Below are 18,045 nucleotides of genomic sequence, written 5' to 3'. Positions count from 1 at the left end.
GCCCGGAACACCGGCACCGAACAGCAGGAGCCTCGCCCATCGGGTCCACAAGATGGTCGGGCGTGATCCGCACGAGGAACACCGTGCGGCAACGCCGTTGGAGTTGCTGTTCGACCTGACGTTCGTCGTCGCGTTCGGCGTCGCGGGCGAGCAGTTCGCGCACCTCGTCGCCGAAGGGCACGTCGCCGCCGGGCTGGCGGGATTCGCGTTCGCGATGTTCTCGATCATCTGGGCGTGGATCAACTTCTCCTGGTTCGCGTCGGCCTACGACACCGACGACTGGATCTACCGGGTCACCACCATGGTCCAGATGATCGGCGTCGTCATCCTGGCGCTGGGCATGCCGCCGATGTTCGCGTCCATCGACCGCGGCGTCGAGCTCGACAATTCCGTGATGGTGTCCGGGTACATCGTCGTGCGCGTCGCCATGGTGTTCCAATGGCTGCGCGCCGCCAAACACGACCCCGAGCACCGTCCCGCGTCACTGACGTACGCCACGACGCTCGTCATCGCGCAGATCGGCTGGGTCGCCTTGGTGATCGCTCCCCTCACCGTCGAGTACGCGTTCGGCTTCGGCGCGATCCTCATCCTCGTCGAGCTGACCAGCCCCGTCATCGCCGAACGGTACCGGGGCGGAACACCCTGGCACGCACACCACATCGTCGAGCGTCACGGCCTGCTCGTCATCATCACCCTCGGCGAGGGTGTGATCGGCACCGTGGCGTCCCTGTCCGCCGTGGTCGAACACCAGGGCTGGACACTCGACGCGATACTCGTCACGGTCGCAGGCATCGGACTCACGTTCGGACTGTGGTGGGTGTACTACATCCTGCCGTCGGCCGAGGTGCTCGCGGTGTACCGCAACCGGTCGTTCGTCTGGGGTTACAGCCACATCGCGCTCTTCGCGTCGCTGGCCGCGGTGGGAGCCGGACTACACGTGGCGGCGTACTACATCGAACACGCCTCCCACATCGGCGCGACGGCAACGGTGCTCTCCGTCGCCGCGCCCGTCGCGATCTTCCTCGCCGGCGTCTACGCGCTGTACACGTACCTGCTGCGGGTGCCCGACCCGTTCCATGTCCTGCTCCTCGTCCTGACCGCGGCCACGATCGCGCTCGCGCTGGTGCTGGCGGCGCAGGGTGTGTCGATGGCATGGTGTCTGATCGTGGTGATGCTGGCGCCGATCGTCACGGTCGTCGGATACGAATTGCTCGGACACGCGCACGAGGCCCGGGCGCTCGAGATCGTCCTCGGGCGCGCCGACACCGGCGCCGGCGAGGAGCACTAGGACCAGGGAGTCACCGGCCGAGGCCGGGCCACACCGTCGACGACCAGATCGAGCCGCTCGTCGAAAAAGGCCACGAGCCCCCGAACTTCCGACGCGTCGACGAGGGGCTCGTCGTACCGCCACGCGATGTCGTGGAGCACTCCGCCTGCGGTGACCGCGGACCGGTAGGCGGCCTCGCCCTTGTAGGCGCAGTACGACGTCGTCGCACTCGGCTGCAGTTCCGCGACGACGTCGTCGGGCGGCAGGTAGTAGCGGACCGGCAGCAGTGTTTCGAACAGCATTTTCGCCCGCCGAGTGTCGGCGAGGAGCGTGTCGCCCAGCATCACCCGGATGTGGCGGGACGTGCGGCGAACGTCGATGCGCTGGAACGGGTCGTGCGGATGACCGACGATCTCGTCGTCCTCCTCCAGCCAGCGGTCGAAGCCGTCGAAATCGAGAACCACGTACCCGGCCAGGTCCTCGTCTCCGGGCCGGAACCCCAGGGCGTTCCCTGCGCCGGCGGTACGGAGCGCGACGGATTCGCCCTCCGTGCTGTGCACCGAGAACGGCACCCGCGGATCGAGTACCGGCATCGTCGTCACGTCCGGCAGGGCGAAGCCGACGTCGCCGGTCCCCTCCGCAGCCACCGAACCCGTTGGCTCCGGCGACAACTCCGCGTCGATGTCCTCCGCCGGCACCGCGTACGTGGGAACGACGCGCCGCGGTTCCCAGACCAGGACCGCACGGTCACTGTCGACCACCGTGGTCCCGTTCAGCACGGCACGGATCCGCTTCGCCGTCGGCTCGTAGCGAAGCTCGCGTAGCTGACGTCCGATGCTGTCGCGCAGTCGCAGGCCCATGAGTTGAGACTAGGCCTGTCATCGGGCCAGGCCGAGGGAAGCGACGAGGTCCTCGTGGAACTCGAACCAGACGCGGTGGCAGGAGTTGCGGTCGTTTGCCGTGATCCAGCCCGGATCGGTGCCCGCTCGCTCGACGGCGCCGGCGAACCGCTGGTGATAGCCGGCGAACCGGTCCATGCCCGCGACCAGGCGCGCCTCGAGTTCGCCCAGGGCGTGCGCCGCGGTCGCCAGGCGGGTGATCGTCGCGTCGATGGTCACGGTCGCCTCGCCGACGCCCATCTCGGCCAGCTGCCAGGCGGTGCACGCGTCCGCCACGGCGACGTTGTGCGGCAGGAAGTCCCGGTGCACCTGCACCACCACGGCGCGGGTGCCGCACCGGTCGAGCTCGGCGGCGAGCAGTCGCTCGCCGTGAACCTTCCCGGTTTCGGTCAGGGACCAGCCGCTGTCCCCGGCAAAGTCGGTGTGGGTGACCCACCCACGGGCCTCGGTATCGAGCAGGTGCTCGGCTGCCAGTCCTGCAGGCAGCGCGAACCGGGCGGCGATGCGCGCGGTCTCCGCGTAGCCCAGGATCCGCACGGCGTGCAGCACCAGGATGTCCGTCGGTGTGCGGTGCGACATCAGTTTCTCCCAGTGTTCCCGGTGGCGGTGCCGACGTGCCCGTGGGTGCCGTCGACGCGGACCAGCCTGCCCTCGGTCAGGGTGGTCATGGCCCCCGCCGCTGCCAGGACTGCCGGGATGCCGAATTCGCGGGCCACGATCGCGGCGTGCGCGAGCATCCCGCCCGTCTCGGTGACCACCGCGCAGGCTCGGGCCAGCAGCGGGGTCCACGCCGGCGAGGTCGTACGGCAGACCAGCACGTCGTCCGGACGAAAGCGGGCGAAGTCGTCCAGGCTGCCGATGATCCGTGCAGGCCCGACGGCGGTGCCCGGGCCGGCTGCGATGCCCGTCAGCAGAATGTCGCCCGACGTGGCTCGCACTGGCCGCGCGGTGGAGGGAGCGGTCGTGATCGGGCGGGCTTGCAGGACCCGGATGTCTTCGCCGGCGATCGCCCACTCGATGTCCTGCGGGCGGCCGAACAGGCTCTCGATATCGCGTCCCAGCGCCGCGAGGGCGAGGGCCTGGGCAGAGGTCAGCAGTTGCCCGCCCCGGTGCCGGGCGACCTGCACGTGCGCACCGTCGACCAGGTACGCCTCCGGAGTGACGGTCCCGGCCACGACACTGTCGCCCAGGCCTCTCGTGGCCTCGATCACCACCTGCTCGGCCCCGCTGACCGGGTGCCGGGTGAACATGACTCCGGCCGTCTCGGGTTGCACCATCACCTGCACGATCACCCCGGCCGACGCGGGGGCTTCCCGATCCGTGCGAGCAGCGTACGCGACGGCTTCGGGTGAGGAACCCGACGCGGCGCTGCGATGCACCGCCTCGATCACCTCGGCGCTGATGGTGACCCCGAGCGTCGTGGCCAGTTGTCCGGCGAACGAAGACTCGACGCCGTCCTCCGCGAGGGCGGACGAGCGCACCGCGAACGGACCGGGACCGAGACGGTGCAGTCCGGCCTCGATCTCCCGCTCCCAACCGGGATCGCCGAGGGGGTCGGGTATCACGAATCCGTCGGGTACCCGGTATCCGGCACGCAGCAGCCGGCCGAGGTTGCGGGCCTTCACACCGCAACGCTCGGACGCGTCCGGCAGGGGGAGCATCGGCACTGCTCAGGCCTCCGCGTCGCGGTCGCCGGCTCTGGCAAGGACCCGGTTCAGGCGCTGCTGGGCTGCCTGCGCCGAACCCAGACCGAGCGCCTCCGCGACCTGCGGCCAGGTCATCCCACAGGCACGGGCGGCGAACAGCAGGCCGGACTCGATCTGATCGAGCTCGACCCGAGCTGACGACAGCAGCCGCAGCCCGGCCGCGAGCACCGCTGGGTCCGTGCCGTGTGCGTCCCGGCCGGCCCACGCCGCGAACCTGACGAGGTCGGTGTCCGAACGTGGCTGCCCGGAATGCTCCCAGGGACGCCGCTCGAGCCGGGCGGCACCGGCCTCGTTCAGCGTCGTGCGTGCCTGATCGAGTTCGGCCGCGTGGGTCTGGTCGTCGGTGGTCACCCGACCACCACACGCCATCAACAGTCTGTTGTCAACATCCTGTTGATGGGCGCGTCGTCGGACGAGGTCCCGGCATCCTCAGCCGGCGAGGATCCCGGCGACGAAATCCTGCGCGTCCTTCTGCGACGCACCGATCGTCCCGCGATGGTCCGCACCCTCGTACGTCCGATACGTCAGTTCGTTCCCGTTGTCCTGCAACGTCTTCACCATCAGATCCGTCGACGGCTTGCTCACCACCAGGTCGCCCGAACTCTGCGCGACCAGCGTCGGGACCTGCACGTGGACCCGCGACGGCTCCTGACGGGCCAGGTACTCGGTGAGCGGTCCCAGGTCGGCGTCGGGACGGAAGACCTGACCGGCGGGCACGGGCGGCACCTTCCGGATGTCGTCGATGCAGCCGGTCCGCGCCACCGTCAGCAGCGGTTGCGCCTGCTCCGTCAGCAACGTCGACGGGTCGATGGCGGGATCCGCGGCCTGGGCTCCGAGGAGGATCAGCGGGAGGAACGCCTCGGCCGCCTCGATACCCGGAACACCCGAGCGGAAGTACTGCGGCGTCTGGTCGAGCCCGTTGCCCGGCGCGATCGCCACCGCACCACCGAGGCGCAGTTCCGGGGCGCGCTCCCCGCCCTGCGCGGCGGTGAACAACGCCGCCTGCCCGCCCTGGCTGTGACCGATCACGAACCACGTCGAGCCGACCGCCGGATCCATCGTCCGGGCGGCGCGCACGATGTCCACGACGGCGTTCGCCTCCGTGTCACCGTTGATGTACGGGTGGATCCCCGGCGTGCCCAGACCCAGGTAGTCCGTGCTCACCACCGCATACCCCTTGGCGACCCAGTCGTCGAGGGACGCGTCCACCCCGGAGAGATAGCCGTGGGCGGGGCCGCCGGCGAAATCCGCGGACGGGGCGCAGGCGTCCGCGACGCCGGTCGTGCCGTGCGCCCAGCTGATCACCGGATACCCGTCCTCGGGTGCCGGCGTGCGGGGGATCGACACGGTGCCCGACACCACGACGGGGTCGCCGTTGCCGTCCTGCGACACGTAGGTGATCACGTCGTTTCGCGCGGCACTCGGCAGTGCGGGACCGTCTGCGACGGCGCGGGACGAGAGAAGCTGGCCCGGCCGCAGTGCGCCCGGGTCGGTCGCCGTCTCGGATGTCGCAGTGGAACAGGCGGTTCCACCGACGAGGAGGACGAGTACGGCCACCGCGCCGATCCGGGCGCGCGACAACGTCATGAGAACGCCGCCAGCGGCTCGGAACCCGACCAGTCGTGACCCCAGTAGCTGTCCGCCGTGATCTCCTCCGCGGTGTAGTGCATCTCGTCGACGAGCATGCCCTCCGTGCCGAACTCGAGGTCCCAGCCGCCGGGGGCACGCACGTAGAACGACACCATGCGGTCGTTGGTGTGCCGGCCGAGGGTCGACGAGATGGAGAAGCCGAGCTTGCCGAGCCGGTCGAGCGCCTGGCCGACGGCGTCGAGGGTGTCGACCTCCGTCATCAGATGCACCATCCCGGGTTCGCCGCTGCGCGGTGCAGGGCACAACGCGAGGCTGTGATGGCGCTGATTGACGCCCATGAACCGCACCCGGCGGGCCGGTCCCGGGGCGTCGGCCGGTCCGAGCCGGATCGCGCCGCGCGGCAGGAAGCCCAGCACCTCGGTGTAGAACGTGTAGGCCTCCTCGAACGCCGGCGTCGGGAGGACCACGTGCCCCAGACCCTGTGCGCCGGTGACGAACCGGCCGCCGTGCGGAGTGACGACCGGACTGTGGTCGAGCACGGGCCCGAAGAACACCTCCACCCGTGTGCCGGACGGATCGTCGAACGCGATCACCTGCTCTGCGTCGCGGTGGCGCGACTCCTCCTCGGACAGGACGTCGACCGTGACACCCGACTTCTCCACCTGCTCACGCAGCCGCTGGAGAGCGAACTGGTCGCGCACCTCCCACCCCACCGCGAGTGCCGTGTCCGTGTCGCCGGGGAGGACGATCAGCCGCGACCGCCGCTCGTCGACGCGCAGGTACAGGCCGTCGGGCTCGGGGCCGGAACCCTCGGCCATCCCCAGCCCGTCCACCACCAGCTCACGCCAGCGTGGCACGTCCTTCGTCTGGATCCTGAGGTAGCCGAGTCCTCGAATGTCGGTCATGTGAAAGTCCTTTCCTGGAGGCGGCTCCGCCACCCGTGCGCCTTTCTGGTAGCTGGAACTACCAGAAAGGCGCACGGGCGCGGAGCGCCTAGATCATCGAGCGGTGGATGCCCTGAGGTTCTCCGCCGAGCTGGGTCAGCGCCGACGAGTGGAAGATCGACCCCGGCACGTGGATGGCGTGGGAGAGGCCGGCGTGGGCGTCGCGCCAGAAGCGCTGCAGGGGTGTCTTCAGTTGGAGCGCACCGCCACCGGAACGTGCGAAGATCTCGTCCACGGCGCGCACCGCCCGCCACGCGGCGGCCGTCTGCGTGCGCCGGCCGATGGAGCGGAGTTCGAACGAGACGTCCTGGCCCTTCTCGGTCATGTCCCAGAACCGGTCGACCGTCTCGAGGATCGCCGCGCGCGACGCCGCGATCTCCGCCGCTGCCTCGCCGATCGCGAACAGCACGTACGGGTCGTCCTTGATCGCGGTACCCGACACGGTGACACGTTCACGCTGCGCATTCAGGTGGCAGGCCAGCGCGCCCTCGGCGATCCCGATCAGCGACGACGTGATGCCGAGCGGGAAGATGCACGAGAACGGGAAGTTGTAGAGCGTCTGGGTGCGGCCGAACTCCCTCGGCGCAGACCCGTCGAACACCTTGTCGGCCTGCAGGGTCCGGTGCTGCGGGATGTACGCGTCCTTGACGATCAGGTCCTTGGACCCGGTGCCGCGCAGTCCGACGACGTTCCAGCTGTCCTGGTCGATGTCGTAGTCCGAGCGTGGCAGCAGCACGTGCAGGATCTGCGGGGGCATCACCCGGTTGCCGTCCCGGTCACCGACCGCGGCGCCGATCATGATCCACCCGCAGTGGTCGGTGCCCGAGGAGAACGACCACCGTCCGTTGAGGACGTAGCCGCCGTCGGTGGGCACGGCCACACCCATCGGCGCGTACGGCGAGGCCATCCACATGTCGGAGTCCTCGCCCCACACCTCGTCCTGGGCCGTGCGGTCGAAGAACGCCAGTTCCCACGGGTGGACTCCGACGATGCCGCTCACCCAGCCCGCGGCCCCGTCGATGGCGCCGATGCCCATCGCGGTCTCCGCGAACTCGCGCGGATGCGATTCGTAGCCGCCGTACTCCTTGGGCTGCAGCATCCGCATCACGCCGGAGTCGCGCAACCGTTTCGCGGAGGTGTCGGACAGGCGCATCAGCTTGTCGCCCTCGGCGCCTTCCGCGCGGATCTCGTCCGCGTACTGTTCGATCCTGTCAAGAACCTGGCCCATGATGATCTCGGCTTTCTGGTGTCGGTACCCGGCGAAACGCCTAGGCGGACTTCTTCTCGGCGACTGCGGACCCCGCGGACTTCCGGTCTGCGAGACCGAGGGCGATCTCGATCAGCTGGTCCTCCTGACCGCCGACCAGCTTGCGTCGGCCGGCCTCGATGAGGATCTCCGCACCGGACACCCCGTACCGGCGGGCGTGGGAATCGGCGTGCTTGAGGAAGCTGGAGTAGACACCCGCGTAGCCCATGGTCAGCGACAGTCGGTCGAGCAGGCAGTCGCCGTCCATGATCGGCCGGACGACGTCCTCGGCGGCGTCGATGATCTTCAGAGTGTCGATGCCGGTGCGGATTCCGAGCTTCTCGGTGACGGCGGCGAACGCCTCGACCGGGGTGTTGCCCGCGCCCGCACCGAAACGCCGGGTGGAGCCGTCGATCTGCAGGGCGCCGGCCTCGACGGCGAGCACCGAGTTGGCGACACCGAGCCCGAGGTTCTCGTGCCCGTGGAAGCCGACCTGCGCGTCGTCGCCGAGTTCGGCCACCAGGGCGGACACGCGGTCGCTGACGGCGTTCAGGATCAGCGCCCCGGCCGAGTCCACCACGTACACGCACTGGCAGCCGGCGTCGGCCATGATCCGGGCCTGCTTCGCGAGAACCTCCGGCGGCTGGCTGTGCGACATCATCAGGAAGCCGACCGTCTCCAGCCCGAGTTCGCGGGCGAGACCGAAATGCTGCACGGAGATGTCGGCTTCAGTGCAGTGCGTGGCGATGCGGCAGATGCTCGCGCCGTTGTCCGCGGCCTCGCGGATGTCCGACTGGACACCCAGTCCGGGGAGCATGAGGAACGCGATCCTGGCCCGCTCCGCCGTCTCCACCGCGGCCTTGATCAGCTTCTGCTCCGGGGTGTGGCTGAAGCCGTAGTTGAACGAGGAACCGCCGAGTCCGTCGCCGTGGGTGACCTCGATGACCGGAACCCCGGCGGCGTCGAGCGCCTCGACGATCGAGTGGACGTGTTCGACGGTGAACTGGTGTCGCTTGGCGTGGGAGCCGTCGCGCAGCGACGAGTCCGTCACCCGGATGTCGAGATCAGCACTGTAAGGCATCGGTATTCCTTCGAAGAGTGAATGGGGCGGACGCGCTCAGACGCTCGCGCCGAGGATCTGCGTCGCGAAGCTCTCGCCGACCTTGGTGGCGGCGGCGGTCATGATGTCGAGGTTGCCGGAATAGGGCGGCAGGAAGTCGCCCGCTCCCTCGACCTCGAGGAAGATGCCGACCCGGGCGAGGCCACCGCTGATCGGCGTCGGGTCGTCGAACTGCGGTTCGGCGCGCAGACGGTAGCCGGGGACGTACGCCTGCACGGACGCCGCGACGTCGTGGATGGACGCGGTGATCGCGGCCCGGTCGGCGTCGGCGGGAACGGAGCAGAACACGGTGTCCTTCATGAACATCGGCGGTTCGGCCGGGTTCAGGATGATGATGGCCTTGCCCTTCTTCGCCCCGCCGATCGTCTCGATGCCCCGGCTCGTGGTGATCGTGAACTCGTCGATGTTCGCGCGGGTGCCCGGGCCTGCGGACGGCGACGCCACGCTGGCGACGATCTCGGCGTACGCCACCTCGGTGATCCGGGAGACGGCGTGGACCATCGGGATGGTCGCCTGGCCGCCGCACGTGATGAGGTTGACGTTCGGCGCCGTCCGGTGCTCGCCCATGTTCACGGCGGGCACGACGGCAGGTCCGAGCGCGGCGGGGGTGAGGTCGACGGCCTGGATGCCGAGTTCCCGGTAACGGGGTGCGTTCACCCGGTGCACGTAGGCGGACGTGGCCTCGAAGACGATGTCGGGCCGCTCGTCCTGGGCGAGCAGCCAGTCGACGCCCTCGGCACTGGCGATCACACCCCGGTCCGCGGCGCGCTTCAGTCCCTCGCTGTCCGGGTCGACGCCGATCATCCAGCGGGGCTCGATGATCTCCGAGCGGAGGAGCTTGTACAGGAGGTCGGTGCCGATGTTGCCGGATCCGACGATCGCGGCGAGAGCCTTGGTCACAGTTGTCGCCTTTACTTGAATTGTACTGATACGGAACCGATGTCACTGAAATCGGCGCGGAACACGTCGCCGGGCCGGGCGTCGATCGCGCGGGTGCACGAACCCGGCAGGATCACGTGCCCGGCCTCGAGTCGCACTCCGAAGCTCGCGACCTTCCGTGCCAGCCAGGCCACGGCCTTCGTGGGATTGCCGAGCACCGCCGACGCCTCGCCCCGCGCGATCTCCTCCTCGCCCTGGAACAGCACGGCGGAGATCCCGCCGATGTCGACGTTCGCCGGTTCGACCCGTCCGGCGCCGAGGATCACCCCGGCCGAGGACGCGTTGTCGGCGATCGTGTCGGCGAGCCCGATCTTCCAGTCGGTGATGCGGGAGTCGATCAGTTCGATGCTGGGAACGATGTATTCGGTGGCCGCCAGCACGTCCGCCTCGGTGCATCCCTCCCCCGGCAGGGTCTCGCCGAGGACGTATCCGATCTCCACCTCGATGCGCGGGTAGCAGAATCGGGCGGTGTCGATCGGCGTCCCCTCGGCGTACACCATGCTCGACAGCAGATGCCCGTAGTCGGGTTCGTCGACGCCCATCATCTTCTGCATGACCTCGGACGACAGCCCGACCTTGTGGCCGTACACCGTCTCCCCCGCGCCCCGCCTTGCCCGGATGTTGATCAGCGCGATCTCGTAGGCGTCGACGACGTCGATGCCCGGGAACACGGTGGTCAACGGATCGATCGGCGCGCGGCTCTGTTCGGCATTCCGCAGGAGGTGGGCGGCGGACAGTCGCTGTGCATCGCTCAGCATCACGCCACCTCTCCCGCACGTGAGTGCTGTCGCGCGCCCCGGGACGTCTCGCCACTCACGTCGGCGACGTGCAGCGCGGCGATGTAGCCGAACACCATGGCGGGACCGATGGTCGCGCCCGCACCGGCGTATTCGTTGCCCATCACCGACGCCGACGTGTTGCCGGTGGCGTACAGGCCGTCGATGACGGAACCGTCCTCGCGGAGCACCCGCGCGTCGGCGTCGGTGACGAGTCCGCCCTTGGTCCCCAGGTCGCCGGCCTCGCACCGGATCGCGTAGAACGGTCCCTCGACGATCTCGTCGAGGCACGGGTTCTTCATCGTCGGGTCGCCGTAGTACCGGTCGTATGCGCTGTCGCCGCGGCCGAAGTCCTCGTCCTTGCCGGTGCGGGCGAAGCCGTTGAACCGGTCGATCGTCGCAACCAGGGTGTCGGCCTTGACGCCGATCGCGTCGGCGAGGTCACGCAGCGTGTCCGCCTTGTGCACGACCCCGGAGTCGTAGAACCCCTGCGGGAACGGCACACCCGGCAGCACCTGCGCGAACGGGTACCGCGACTTCGCCTTGGCGTCCATCACGAACCACGCCGGGACGTGACCGCCGTCGAGCTGGTCGTGGACGAAATTCACGTACGGCGACGACTCGTTGGTGAAGCGCTCGCCGCGGCCGTTGACGATCACCGACGGCGGAATGCACCGCTCCGACACGAGCGGGATCACGGCGCCCATCGGGTGGAACACCGACGGCATCCACCAGGCGTCGTCCATGAGGTCGACTGCCGCGCCGAGCTTCTGGCCGGCGACGATGCCGTCGCCGGTGTTCTCCCGGGCACCGGCGCTGACGTCCGGGACGCCGTGCTTGGGCAGGTACTTCGCGCGCATGTCCTGGTTGTGGTCGAAGCCGCCGGTCGCGAGCAGCACGCCGCGACGCGCGCCGATCCGGACCGTTCGTCCGTCGCGTTCGGCGAGAACACCCACGACGGCTCCGGTGCCGTCGACGATCAGTTCCGTCATCGACGTCTTCAGCCACAGCGGCACCCCGGCGTCCTTGAGGACCATCCGCATCCGCGCCACGAGTGCGCGGCCGCCGGTGGCCATGTGGCGTCGGCGGATCACGTTGGACGCCACCCGCCACGCCGCGATCAGTGATGCCTTGCGGCCCTTCCAGGTGCGCTTGACCATGGCGAGGTCGTGGTAGTCCTTGGACGTGACCCACAGTCCCAGCGGACCCTTCATGCTGTTCGGCCGCTGATACTGCTCGTCCTCCTTCAGCGCCCGGGTGTCGAACGGCTTGCATTCGATGGTGCGTCCGAGCGGACGGCCGCCGTCGTACTCCGGGTGGTAGTCGGAGTAGCCCTTCACCCAGTACAGCTTCATGTGCGGGCTGCGGTCGAGCAGGTCCATCAGCTCGGGGCCCTTGTCGACGAACGCGTCGAGACGGTCGGCGGGAACCGTGCCCTCGGTGATGATGTCAAGGTAGCGGCGGATCGATTCCCGCGAGTCGATCACACCCTTCTCCCGCAGTGTCGGGGCGTTGGGAATCCAGATGCCGCCCCCGGAGATGGCGGTGGATCCGCCGAACGTGGCGCCCTTGTCGATGACGAGAGTGTCGATTCCCCGGTCGGCCGCGGTGATCGCCGCGGCCATGCCGCCGCCACCGCTGCCGACGACGAGGAAATCGACTGTGGTGTCGAAGTTTTCTTCGGTGCCGCTCATCGTCCGGTGCCCTCCTTGCGGAGGAGGAAGGCGAGGACGGCACTCTCGAACGCCGTCTTCTGCTCGATCATCGCCCAGTGCCCGCAGTTCGGGAACACGTGCAGTTCCGCCCGGGGAATCGACCGCATCGGGATGATCGCCATGTCCAGCGGGCTGACCCGGTCGTCGCGACCCCACGTGAGCAGTGTCGGCGCCTTCACCTTGTGCAGCTGAGCCCAGTACGGCGTCGCATCCGACTCGAGTGCCGCCTTGGCGCCGGCCTCGAACGCCGCCTTGCTGTACATCTTGCGGGCGCTGGCGAGGGTCTCGGGGTCGGTTGCCTGCGTCCAGCGTTCCTCGATCAGTTCCTCGGTGACCATCGCGGGGTCGAACACCATCGAGTGCAGCCACGCGATCAGTCGTTCCCGGGTGGGGTCGTCCGTGAACTCCATCAGGAGGTTGATGCCCTCACCGGGGCCGGGGCTGAAGAGGTTCCTGCCGATGCCGCCGATGGTGATCAGCTTGCCGACCCGGTCGGGGTGCGCGATGGCGAACTGGGTGGCGACGATGCCGCCCATCGAGTTTCCGAGCATCGCCACCTCGTCGAGTCCGAGCCCGTCGAGGAAGCGGAGTACCGCGTCGCCTGCGGTGAGCATCGGATGACCGCCGAAGTCGTCGCTGACCCCGAATCCCGGGAACTCCAGGACGAAGGTGCGGAAGTGCTCGGCGAAGACGCTGAGGTTGCCGCGGAAGTTGCGCCACCCCGTCACGCCGGGGCCGGAGCCGTGCAGCAGCAGAAGAGGCGGGCCGTCGCCGGCCTCGTGGTAGCGAAGCACGCCGAGGTCGGTCTTCAGCTCCTTCAGGGTGCCCTCGTAACTCGAGTCAGTCGTCATGGTCGGTCACGTTGCCAGCGCGCTCCCGGCTCGGACAGAAGCGATCCCGGTCAGCGAGACATCGCCCTGCTCGCGCAGGTATCGGCAGGGGATTTCCACTGACCGAGACGGCATCTCGTGACGGTACCGGGCCGTCCTTAGCCTCGGGGACGATCGTCGAACGGGTCGGCGACGGAAGAGCAATCGGAGGCGGTCTGATGGCAACCGAACCGGCCGGCACCCAGCCCGGGACACGCTCGGACGCACCGTCACCGGACGAGATGCGCCGTGCCCTCGGCCAATTCGCCAGCGGAGTGACAGTGGTGACCGGGCTCGACACGGAGGGTCCGGTGGGATTCACGTGTCAGTCGTTCGCGTCGGTGTCCCTGGAGCCGCCGCTGATCCTGTTCTGCGCCGATCACCGCGGGCGGGCCTGGCCGCGCATTCGGCAGTCTGGGCGCTTCACGATCAACGTGCTGCGAGAGGACCAAACGGACCTCTGTTTCCGGTTCGGTTCGAGCCGGGGCACCAAGTTCGACGGGCTGTCCTGGGAGCCGTCGCGGTGGTCGACGCCGTCGCTGCCGGGGGTTCTCGTGCGCGTGCACGCGGACGTGCAGTCGGTGCACACCGCCGGGGACCACGACGTGGTGATCGGACGCGTCCTGGAACTCGAATCGGTGTGCGAGGAGCGTCCGATGGTGTTCTTCCGGGGCGGTTTCGGCCTCGACGCCGCTCCGCGACCCGTGCGCGCGTAACGAGTCCAGAGACTCGTCACGCGCGCACGGGCGCTACAGCCATTGCCCGGACTGCACCGCGAGGAGCTGGTCCAGGGTCTCGGTCGACCACGAGCTGTCCGGGATTTCCGGGGTCCGGCGGCCGCGACGGGGTGTTCCCAGTTCGGGGTGGAGCGTCCGGGTGACTTCCCGCGCGGCGTCGACGACGAGCGGGGCGACGCGTTCGAGTTGGACGGTGCGCGCGTCGCCGCACAGCGAGATCCCGGCCACCGGCCCGTCGGCGCTGCGGACCGCGACACCGACGCAACCGATTCCGCGCACCGCCTCCCCGCGCTCGAACGCGAGACCGCGGCGCTGCCGGATCCGGTTGAGCTCCTGGTGCAGCGTGGACAGTTCGGTGATCGTGCAGTCCGTGCTCCGGTTGAGCCGCGGCCCGTACATGCCGTCGACCTGCTCCGGGTCGACCCACGCCAGCATCGCCTTGCCGCCCGCCGTCGTGTAGGCGGGAACGCGCCCACCCACCCGCGACGGCAGGCTCGCGGCCATTCGCCCGCCCACCTTGTCCAGGTACACGCTCTCCGCGCCGTCCAGCACGGCCAGGTGCACCACCATTCCGGTCTGCATGTGCAGTTCGTGCAGCAGCGGGGCCGCCGCGGCCCGCACCTGGCTGTGTCCGTTGTCGCCGCCGCCGAGCCCCGTCGCGCGCCGTCCGAGGCAGTAGCCGAAGCTCGCGTGGTCGACCCAGTCGAGGCGGACCAGCTGGTCGAGGATGCGGTGCACCGTGGACCGCGGCAGCCGGGTGCGGCACGCGACCTCCTCGAGGGTCAGGCGCGACGTGCGGCCGTCGAACGCGTCGAGGATCAGCGTCATCCGCTCGACCATCGACGGGGGCAGATCCTTCTTCGCAGCGGGTACCGACAGTGCATCATCCGAATCGACGACAGTCATCGACGCCTCCAAATATCCTGGTCACACGCATACGCCCGACAAAAATTGAAATGAATTCTTAAAATGTACCAGTCGTGCCCGCCGCGGGGAAGAATTCGGACAACCGCCGCGTCCGGTCACCGGGAGTGCCCGCGCGGCACCCGGGCACCTCCACTACAACGGTGACGACAGACCGACCCCCCCGACAGCGGAGTAACGAACTGATGCACATAGGAATCGCGCCGCCCATCGTCATCGCGCACCCCGCCGTCCGCGCGGACTGGGAGCTCGGCGCCGGCATCGCGGAGTTGACCGCGATCGCCCGCACAGCCGACCGCCTCGGCTACCACCACCTCACCTGCAGCGAGCACGTCGCCGTACCCACCGACGTCGCGGTCGAGCGCGGCGGCACCTACTGGGACCCGCTCGCGACACTCGGTTTCCTCGCCGCCCAGACCACCGGCATCCGCCTCGCCACCCAGGTTCTGGTACTCGGCTATCACCACCCCCTCGAGATCGCGAAGCGCTACGGCACGCTCGACGTCGTCAGCGGCGGCCGGCTCGTCCTGGGCCTCGGCGTGGGCAGCCTGCGCGAGGAATTCGACCTGCTCGGCGCCCACTTCGACGACCGGGGCGCCCGCGCCGACGACGCCCTCGCGGCGCTCCGTGCGTCGCTGTCGCAACCCCGGCCCGAGTACCACGGCACGTTCTACGACTTCGACGGCGTCGTCGTCGAACCGCACGCCGTCCAGCCGCGGGTCCCGCTGTGGATCGGGGGACGGACACTGCGGTCCCTGCGCCGCGCTGCGACGCTCGGCGACGGGTGGGTGCCGTTCGGCCTCTCTCTCGACGAGTTGTGCGCGCTGCTCGCCAGGGTCGACGTCCCCGACGGATTCGACGTGGTCCTCAGCGCGGGCGCGCCCCTGGACCCGATCGGTTCCCGCGACACCGTGACTCGCGCCCTCGAACGACGACGCGACGCCGGCACCACCGTCGTCAGCGCCACCCTCGCGTCCACGAGCGCAGCCCACTACTGCGAGCAACTGGAGGCCCTCCGACAGTTGGGCGACGAACTCGGCGTCTCCTTCCGCACCGCAACCGAAGACAGGATCCGTCCATGACCGGCACCGACGAACTCGTCCGCGCACTCGCCGAACGCGTCACCGCACTCGAGGACAAGCTCGCCATCCTCGAATTGATGACCGCCTACGGTCCCGCCATCGACAGCGGTTCGGCCGACGCGGTCGCGCGGCTGTGGACCGAGGACGGCGTGTACGACGTCGACACCGGGGTGATGCGCGGGCATGCGGCCATCACGGCGATGGTGCAGTCGCAGGCGCATCAGGGCTGGATCGGTAGTGGCTGCGCGCACATGCTCGAGCCCGGGCACGTGCGCGTCGACGGTGACACCGCGGTGGCCACGTGCAAGTCGCAGTTGATCATTCACGACGACGACGGATTCCGCGTCCACCGGATCACCGCCAACCGGTGGGAGCTCGCCAAGATCGACGGCGCGTGGAAGGTGACCCGGCGCGTCAATCGGTTGCTCGACGGTCGGGAGGAGGCGCGCACCCTGCTGGCGGCGGGTGTGCGGGCCTGAGCACCGGCTCCGCGCACACCGACACGAGGCTGCGGGCCTCGTGTCGGTGTGCGCGGAGGGAAGATCAGGCGACCAACTCCGACTTGGGCACCGTCGCGTCGACCGGACGCTCGATCTTGTTGCGGGTGAGGAGAAGCCCCATCACCGCGGCGAGCAGTCCGGCGACGGCGAGTGTGAAGAAGGCGTAGACGAAGCCCTTCTCCGAGTACTGCGCGGCGCGGCCCACCAGCACGACACCGGGGATCGCGACGATGGCGATCATCACCTGACTGCCGATCGCACTGCCCAGCGAGCCGGACAGGTTCAGCATCCCGCCGGCAATCCCCTGCGTCTGCGCGGGCACGGTGCGCATGATGAGGTTCGGCAGCGTCGCCGACGCGGAACCGAGCCCGAGGCCGATCACCAACTGCCCGAACATCATCTGGACCGTCGAATCGTGCAGGGTGGCGAGCAGGAACGATCCGAGCGCGAGGGATGCGCCGCCGAACACCAGAACCGGCGCCGGGCCGATCCGACGGGTGAAGTATCCGCCGACCGGGCCCGCGATCATCGACACGACGCCCGTGGGGACGGTGTAGATGGCGACGGCGAGGGCGGTGACTCCGAATCCGTAACCGAGACCGAGGTCGGGATCGGTCATGACGAACATCGGGATGAGCATCGAATGGCTGACGAGGACGAACTGGACGAAACCGCTGGCGGCCAATGTCTTCGCGACGGGTCCGTGTTTCAGCATCTGCAGGTCGATGAGCGGTTCCTTCGGCGTGCGTTCGTAGAGAAGCCAGCCGGCGAGGATGGCGATACCGCCGCCCACGCACAGAAGCGTCTGCGGGGCCGTGTAACCCCACGCGGCGGCCTTACCGATACCGAACAGCAGCACGAATGCGCCGAGTCCGAGGATGGCCGCGCCGAGCACGTCGAGCTTCGATCGCGTCCGCAGCGTGGTCTCGGGAACGAAGATCGCGACCGCGATTCCGACGACCGCCACGTGGAGGAGTTGCGCCCAGAACACGCCGGTGTAGCCGAAGTGGTCGATGAGGTAGCCGCCGATGATCGGGCCGAGGATGGTGCTGGCGCCCATTCCGGTGGCGACGAATCCGACGGCCACGGGAATGATCGACGGGGGCAGGATGTCTCGGATCAACCCGTAGGCGAGTACGAGTATCGCCATGCCCGCACCCTGGAGTCCGCGGCCCACGAGGAAGAGTTCGAAGTTGGGGGCCAGCGCGCCGAGTAGTGAACCGGCGCCGAACACCGCGGCGGACACGAGCATCATCCGCTTCTTGCCGTAGATGTCGCCGAGTTTGCCGACGAGCGGAGTCGAGGCGGCGAGGACGAGCGTGACGATCGTGATCACCCAACCGACGTTCGCGGTGCCGAAGTGTTTCGCGATCTCCGGCAGCGCCGGGGTGACGAAGTTGTAGGCGAGCGGGATGACTTCGACGAGAAGGATGATCAGGGCGAGGAGGGCGAACGACTTCCCGCGTGAGAGCGGTGCGCGCTCCGCCTCACCTGGGGACAGGGGCATGTTATGCATATGTGGCTCCGGGGATTCGAGAGGATCAGCACGCCCAACCTGGCATGCCGCTCAGTGACGTCGACCACAGTTCCCACTCACCGAGACCTGTCCGCAGCCGGTGCCGTCGATGCCGAATCGGCAGGGAAAGTAGAAAACATTCCTCTATCAGATTGCGCTTCTCTCGTGACTGATCAGTAGTTCGTGCGATACAACTAGAATGAAATCTAGTTCAT

At 68.8% G+C, this 18,045-nt stretch carries 18 protein-coding genes; 4 read left to right on the top strand and 14 right to left on the bottom strand.

Annotated features, from left to right (window positions below):
- Positions 1 to 52 precede the first annotated feature (52 nt).
- On the top strand, positions 53 to 1,288 hold the full coding sequence (locus QM806_RS00805; protein ID WP_054247349.1) for a low temperature requirement protein A: 1,236 nt from the start codon (positions 53 to 55) through the stop codon (positions 1,286 to 1,288).
- On the opposite strand, the gene QM806_RS00800 is transcribed toward QM806_RS00805, so the two are convergent.
- The 12 genes from QM806_RS00800 to QM806_RS00745 all read right to left on the bottom strand — a co-directional run bounded on the left by QM806_RS00800 (position 1,285) and on the right by QM806_RS00745 (position 13,053).
- Positions 1,285 to 2,127, bottom strand: coding sequence for a DUF427 domain-containing protein (locus QM806_RS00800; protein ID WP_169692923.1), 843 nt, complete (start codon positions 2,125 to 2,127; stop codon positions 1,285 to 1,287). The genes QM806_RS00805 and QM806_RS00800 overlap by 4 nt on opposite strands.
- An 18-nt stretch (positions 2,128 to 2,145) precedes the next feature.
- Positions 2,146 to 2,745, bottom strand: a complete 600-nt coding sequence (locus QM806_RS00795; protein ID WP_169692924.1) for a hypothetical protein — start codon at positions 2,743 to 2,745, stop codon at positions 2,146 to 2,148.
- Positions 2,745 to 3,827, bottom strand: coding sequence for a PEP/pyruvate-binding domain-containing protein (locus QM806_RS00790; RefSeq protein ID WP_212635960.1), 1,083 nt, complete (start codon positions 3,825 to 3,827; stop codon positions 2,745 to 2,747). The genes QM806_RS00795 and QM806_RS00790 overlap by 1 nt, the downstream gene beginning before the upstream one ends.
- Positions 3,828 to 3,836: 9 nt before the next feature.
- Positions 3,837 to 4,223, bottom strand: coding sequence for a hypothetical protein (locus QM806_RS00785; RefSeq protein ID WP_005565241.1), 387 nt, complete (start codon positions 4,221 to 4,223; stop codon positions 3,837 to 3,839).
- A 78-nt stretch (positions 4,224 to 4,301) separates the two neighbouring features.
- A complete protein-coding gene (locus QM806_RS00780) occupies positions 4,302 to 5,459 on the bottom strand; it encodes an alpha/beta hydrolase family protein (RefSeq protein ID WP_054247353.1) in 1,158 nt (385 codons plus the stop codon).
- Complete coding sequence (bphC, locus tag QM806_RS00775; RefSeq protein WP_005565239.1) at positions 5,456 to 6,367, bottom strand: biphenyl-2,3-diol 1,2-dioxygenase; 912 nt, start codon at positions 6,365 to 6,367, stop codon at positions 5,456 to 5,458. Before bphC ends, QM806_RS00780 begins: the two co-directional genes overlap by 4 nt.
- 88 nt (positions 6,368 to 6,455) lie before the next feature.
- Positions 6,456 to 7,634 (bottom strand): acyl-CoA dehydrogenase family protein, encoded by a 1,179-nt coding sequence (locus QM806_RS00770; protein ID WP_005565238.1) that lies wholly within the window; start codon positions 7,632 to 7,634, stop codon positions 6,456 to 6,458.
- 40 nt (positions 7,635 to 7,674) lie between these two features.
- Positions 7,675 to 8,733, bottom strand: coding sequence for a 4-hydroxy-2-oxovalerate aldolase (gene dmpG, locus QM806_RS00765; protein ID WP_005565237.1), 1,059 nt, complete (start codon positions 8,731 to 8,733; stop codon positions 7,675 to 7,677).
- Positions 8,734 to 8,769: 36 nt separating this feature from the next.
- Complete coding sequence (locus tag QM806_RS00760; protein ID WP_283290080.1) at positions 8,770 to 9,672, bottom strand: acetaldehyde dehydrogenase (acetylating); 903 nt, start codon at positions 9,670 to 9,672, stop codon at positions 8,770 to 8,772.
- Positions 9,673 to 9,683: 11 nt separating this feature from the next.
- Positions 9,684 to 10,469, bottom strand: a complete 786-nt coding sequence (locus QM806_RS00755) for a 2-keto-4-pentenoate hydratase (RefSeq protein WP_005565235.1) — start codon at positions 10,467 to 10,469, stop codon at positions 9,684 to 9,686.
- Positions 10,469 to 12,181: an FAD-binding protein gene (locus QM806_RS00750; RefSeq protein ID WP_169692925.1), complete on the bottom strand. Its 1,713-nt coding sequence runs from the start codon at positions 12,179 to 12,181 to the stop codon at positions 10,469 to 10,471. The genes QM806_RS00755 and QM806_RS00750 overlap by 1 nt, the downstream gene beginning before the upstream one ends.
- On the bottom strand, positions 12,178 to 13,053 hold the full coding sequence (locus QM806_RS00745; protein WP_005565233.1) for an alpha/beta fold hydrolase: 876 nt from the start codon (positions 13,051 to 13,053) through the stop codon (positions 12,178 to 12,180). The genes QM806_RS00750 and QM806_RS00745 overlap by 4 nt, the downstream gene beginning before the upstream one ends.
- Positions 13,054 to 13,250: 197 nt before the next feature.
- Here QM806_RS00745 and QM806_RS00740 point away from each other — a divergent pair, with 197 nt between their 5' ends.
- Complete coding sequence (locus QM806_RS00740; RefSeq protein WP_054247357.1) at positions 13,251 to 13,787, top strand: flavin reductase family protein; 537 nt, start codon at positions 13,251 to 13,253, stop codon at positions 13,785 to 13,787.
- A 33-nt stretch (positions 13,788 to 13,820) separates the two neighbouring features.
- Here the strand turns inward: QM806_RS00740 and QM806_RS00735 are convergent, their stop codons facing one another.
- Positions 13,821 to 14,714 carry an IclR family transcriptional regulator gene (locus QM806_RS00735; RefSeq protein ID WP_169692926.1) on the bottom strand — a complete coding sequence of 298 codons (894 nt, stop codon included), beginning with the start codon at positions 14,712 to 14,714 and terminating at the stop codon, positions 13,821 to 13,823.
- Between the two features lie 203 nt (positions 14,715 to 14,917).
- Between QM806_RS00735 and QM806_RS00730 the strand changes: the two genes are divergently transcribed.
- Together QM806_RS00730 and QM806_RS00725 are read left to right on the top strand one after the other, a co-directional pair.
- On the top strand, positions 14,918 to 15,814 hold the full coding sequence (locus QM806_RS00730; RefSeq protein WP_169692927.1) for a TIGR03619 family F420-dependent LLM class oxidoreductase: 897 nt from the start codon (positions 14,918 to 14,920) through the stop codon (positions 15,812 to 15,814).
- Positions 15,811 to 16,293 (top strand): nuclear transport factor 2 family protein, encoded by a 483-nt coding sequence (locus QM806_RS00725; protein WP_065490067.1) that lies wholly within the window; start codon positions 15,811 to 15,813, stop codon positions 16,291 to 16,293. Before QM806_RS00730 ends, QM806_RS00725 begins: the two co-directional genes overlap by 4 nt.
- 64 nt (positions 16,294 to 16,357) lie before the next feature.
- On the opposite strand, the gene QM806_RS00720 is transcribed toward QM806_RS00725, so the two are convergent.
- On the bottom strand, positions 16,358 to 17,821 hold the full coding sequence (locus QM806_RS00720; protein ID WP_065490065.1) for an MFS transporter: 1,464 nt from the start codon (positions 17,819 to 17,821) through the stop codon (positions 16,358 to 16,360).
- Between the last annotated feature and the right edge of the window lie 224 nt (positions 17,822 to 18,045).

This window comes from Rhodococcus sp. IEGM 1351 (genome assembly GCF_030056875.1).
Classification (GTDB): domain Bacteria; phylum Actinomycetota; class Actinomycetes; order Mycobacteriales; family Mycobacteriaceae; genus Rhodococcus_F; species Rhodococcus_F opacus.
The sequence above is the reverse complement of the archived record's forward strand: the minus strand, read 5'-3'. Positions and strand labels throughout refer to the sequence as shown.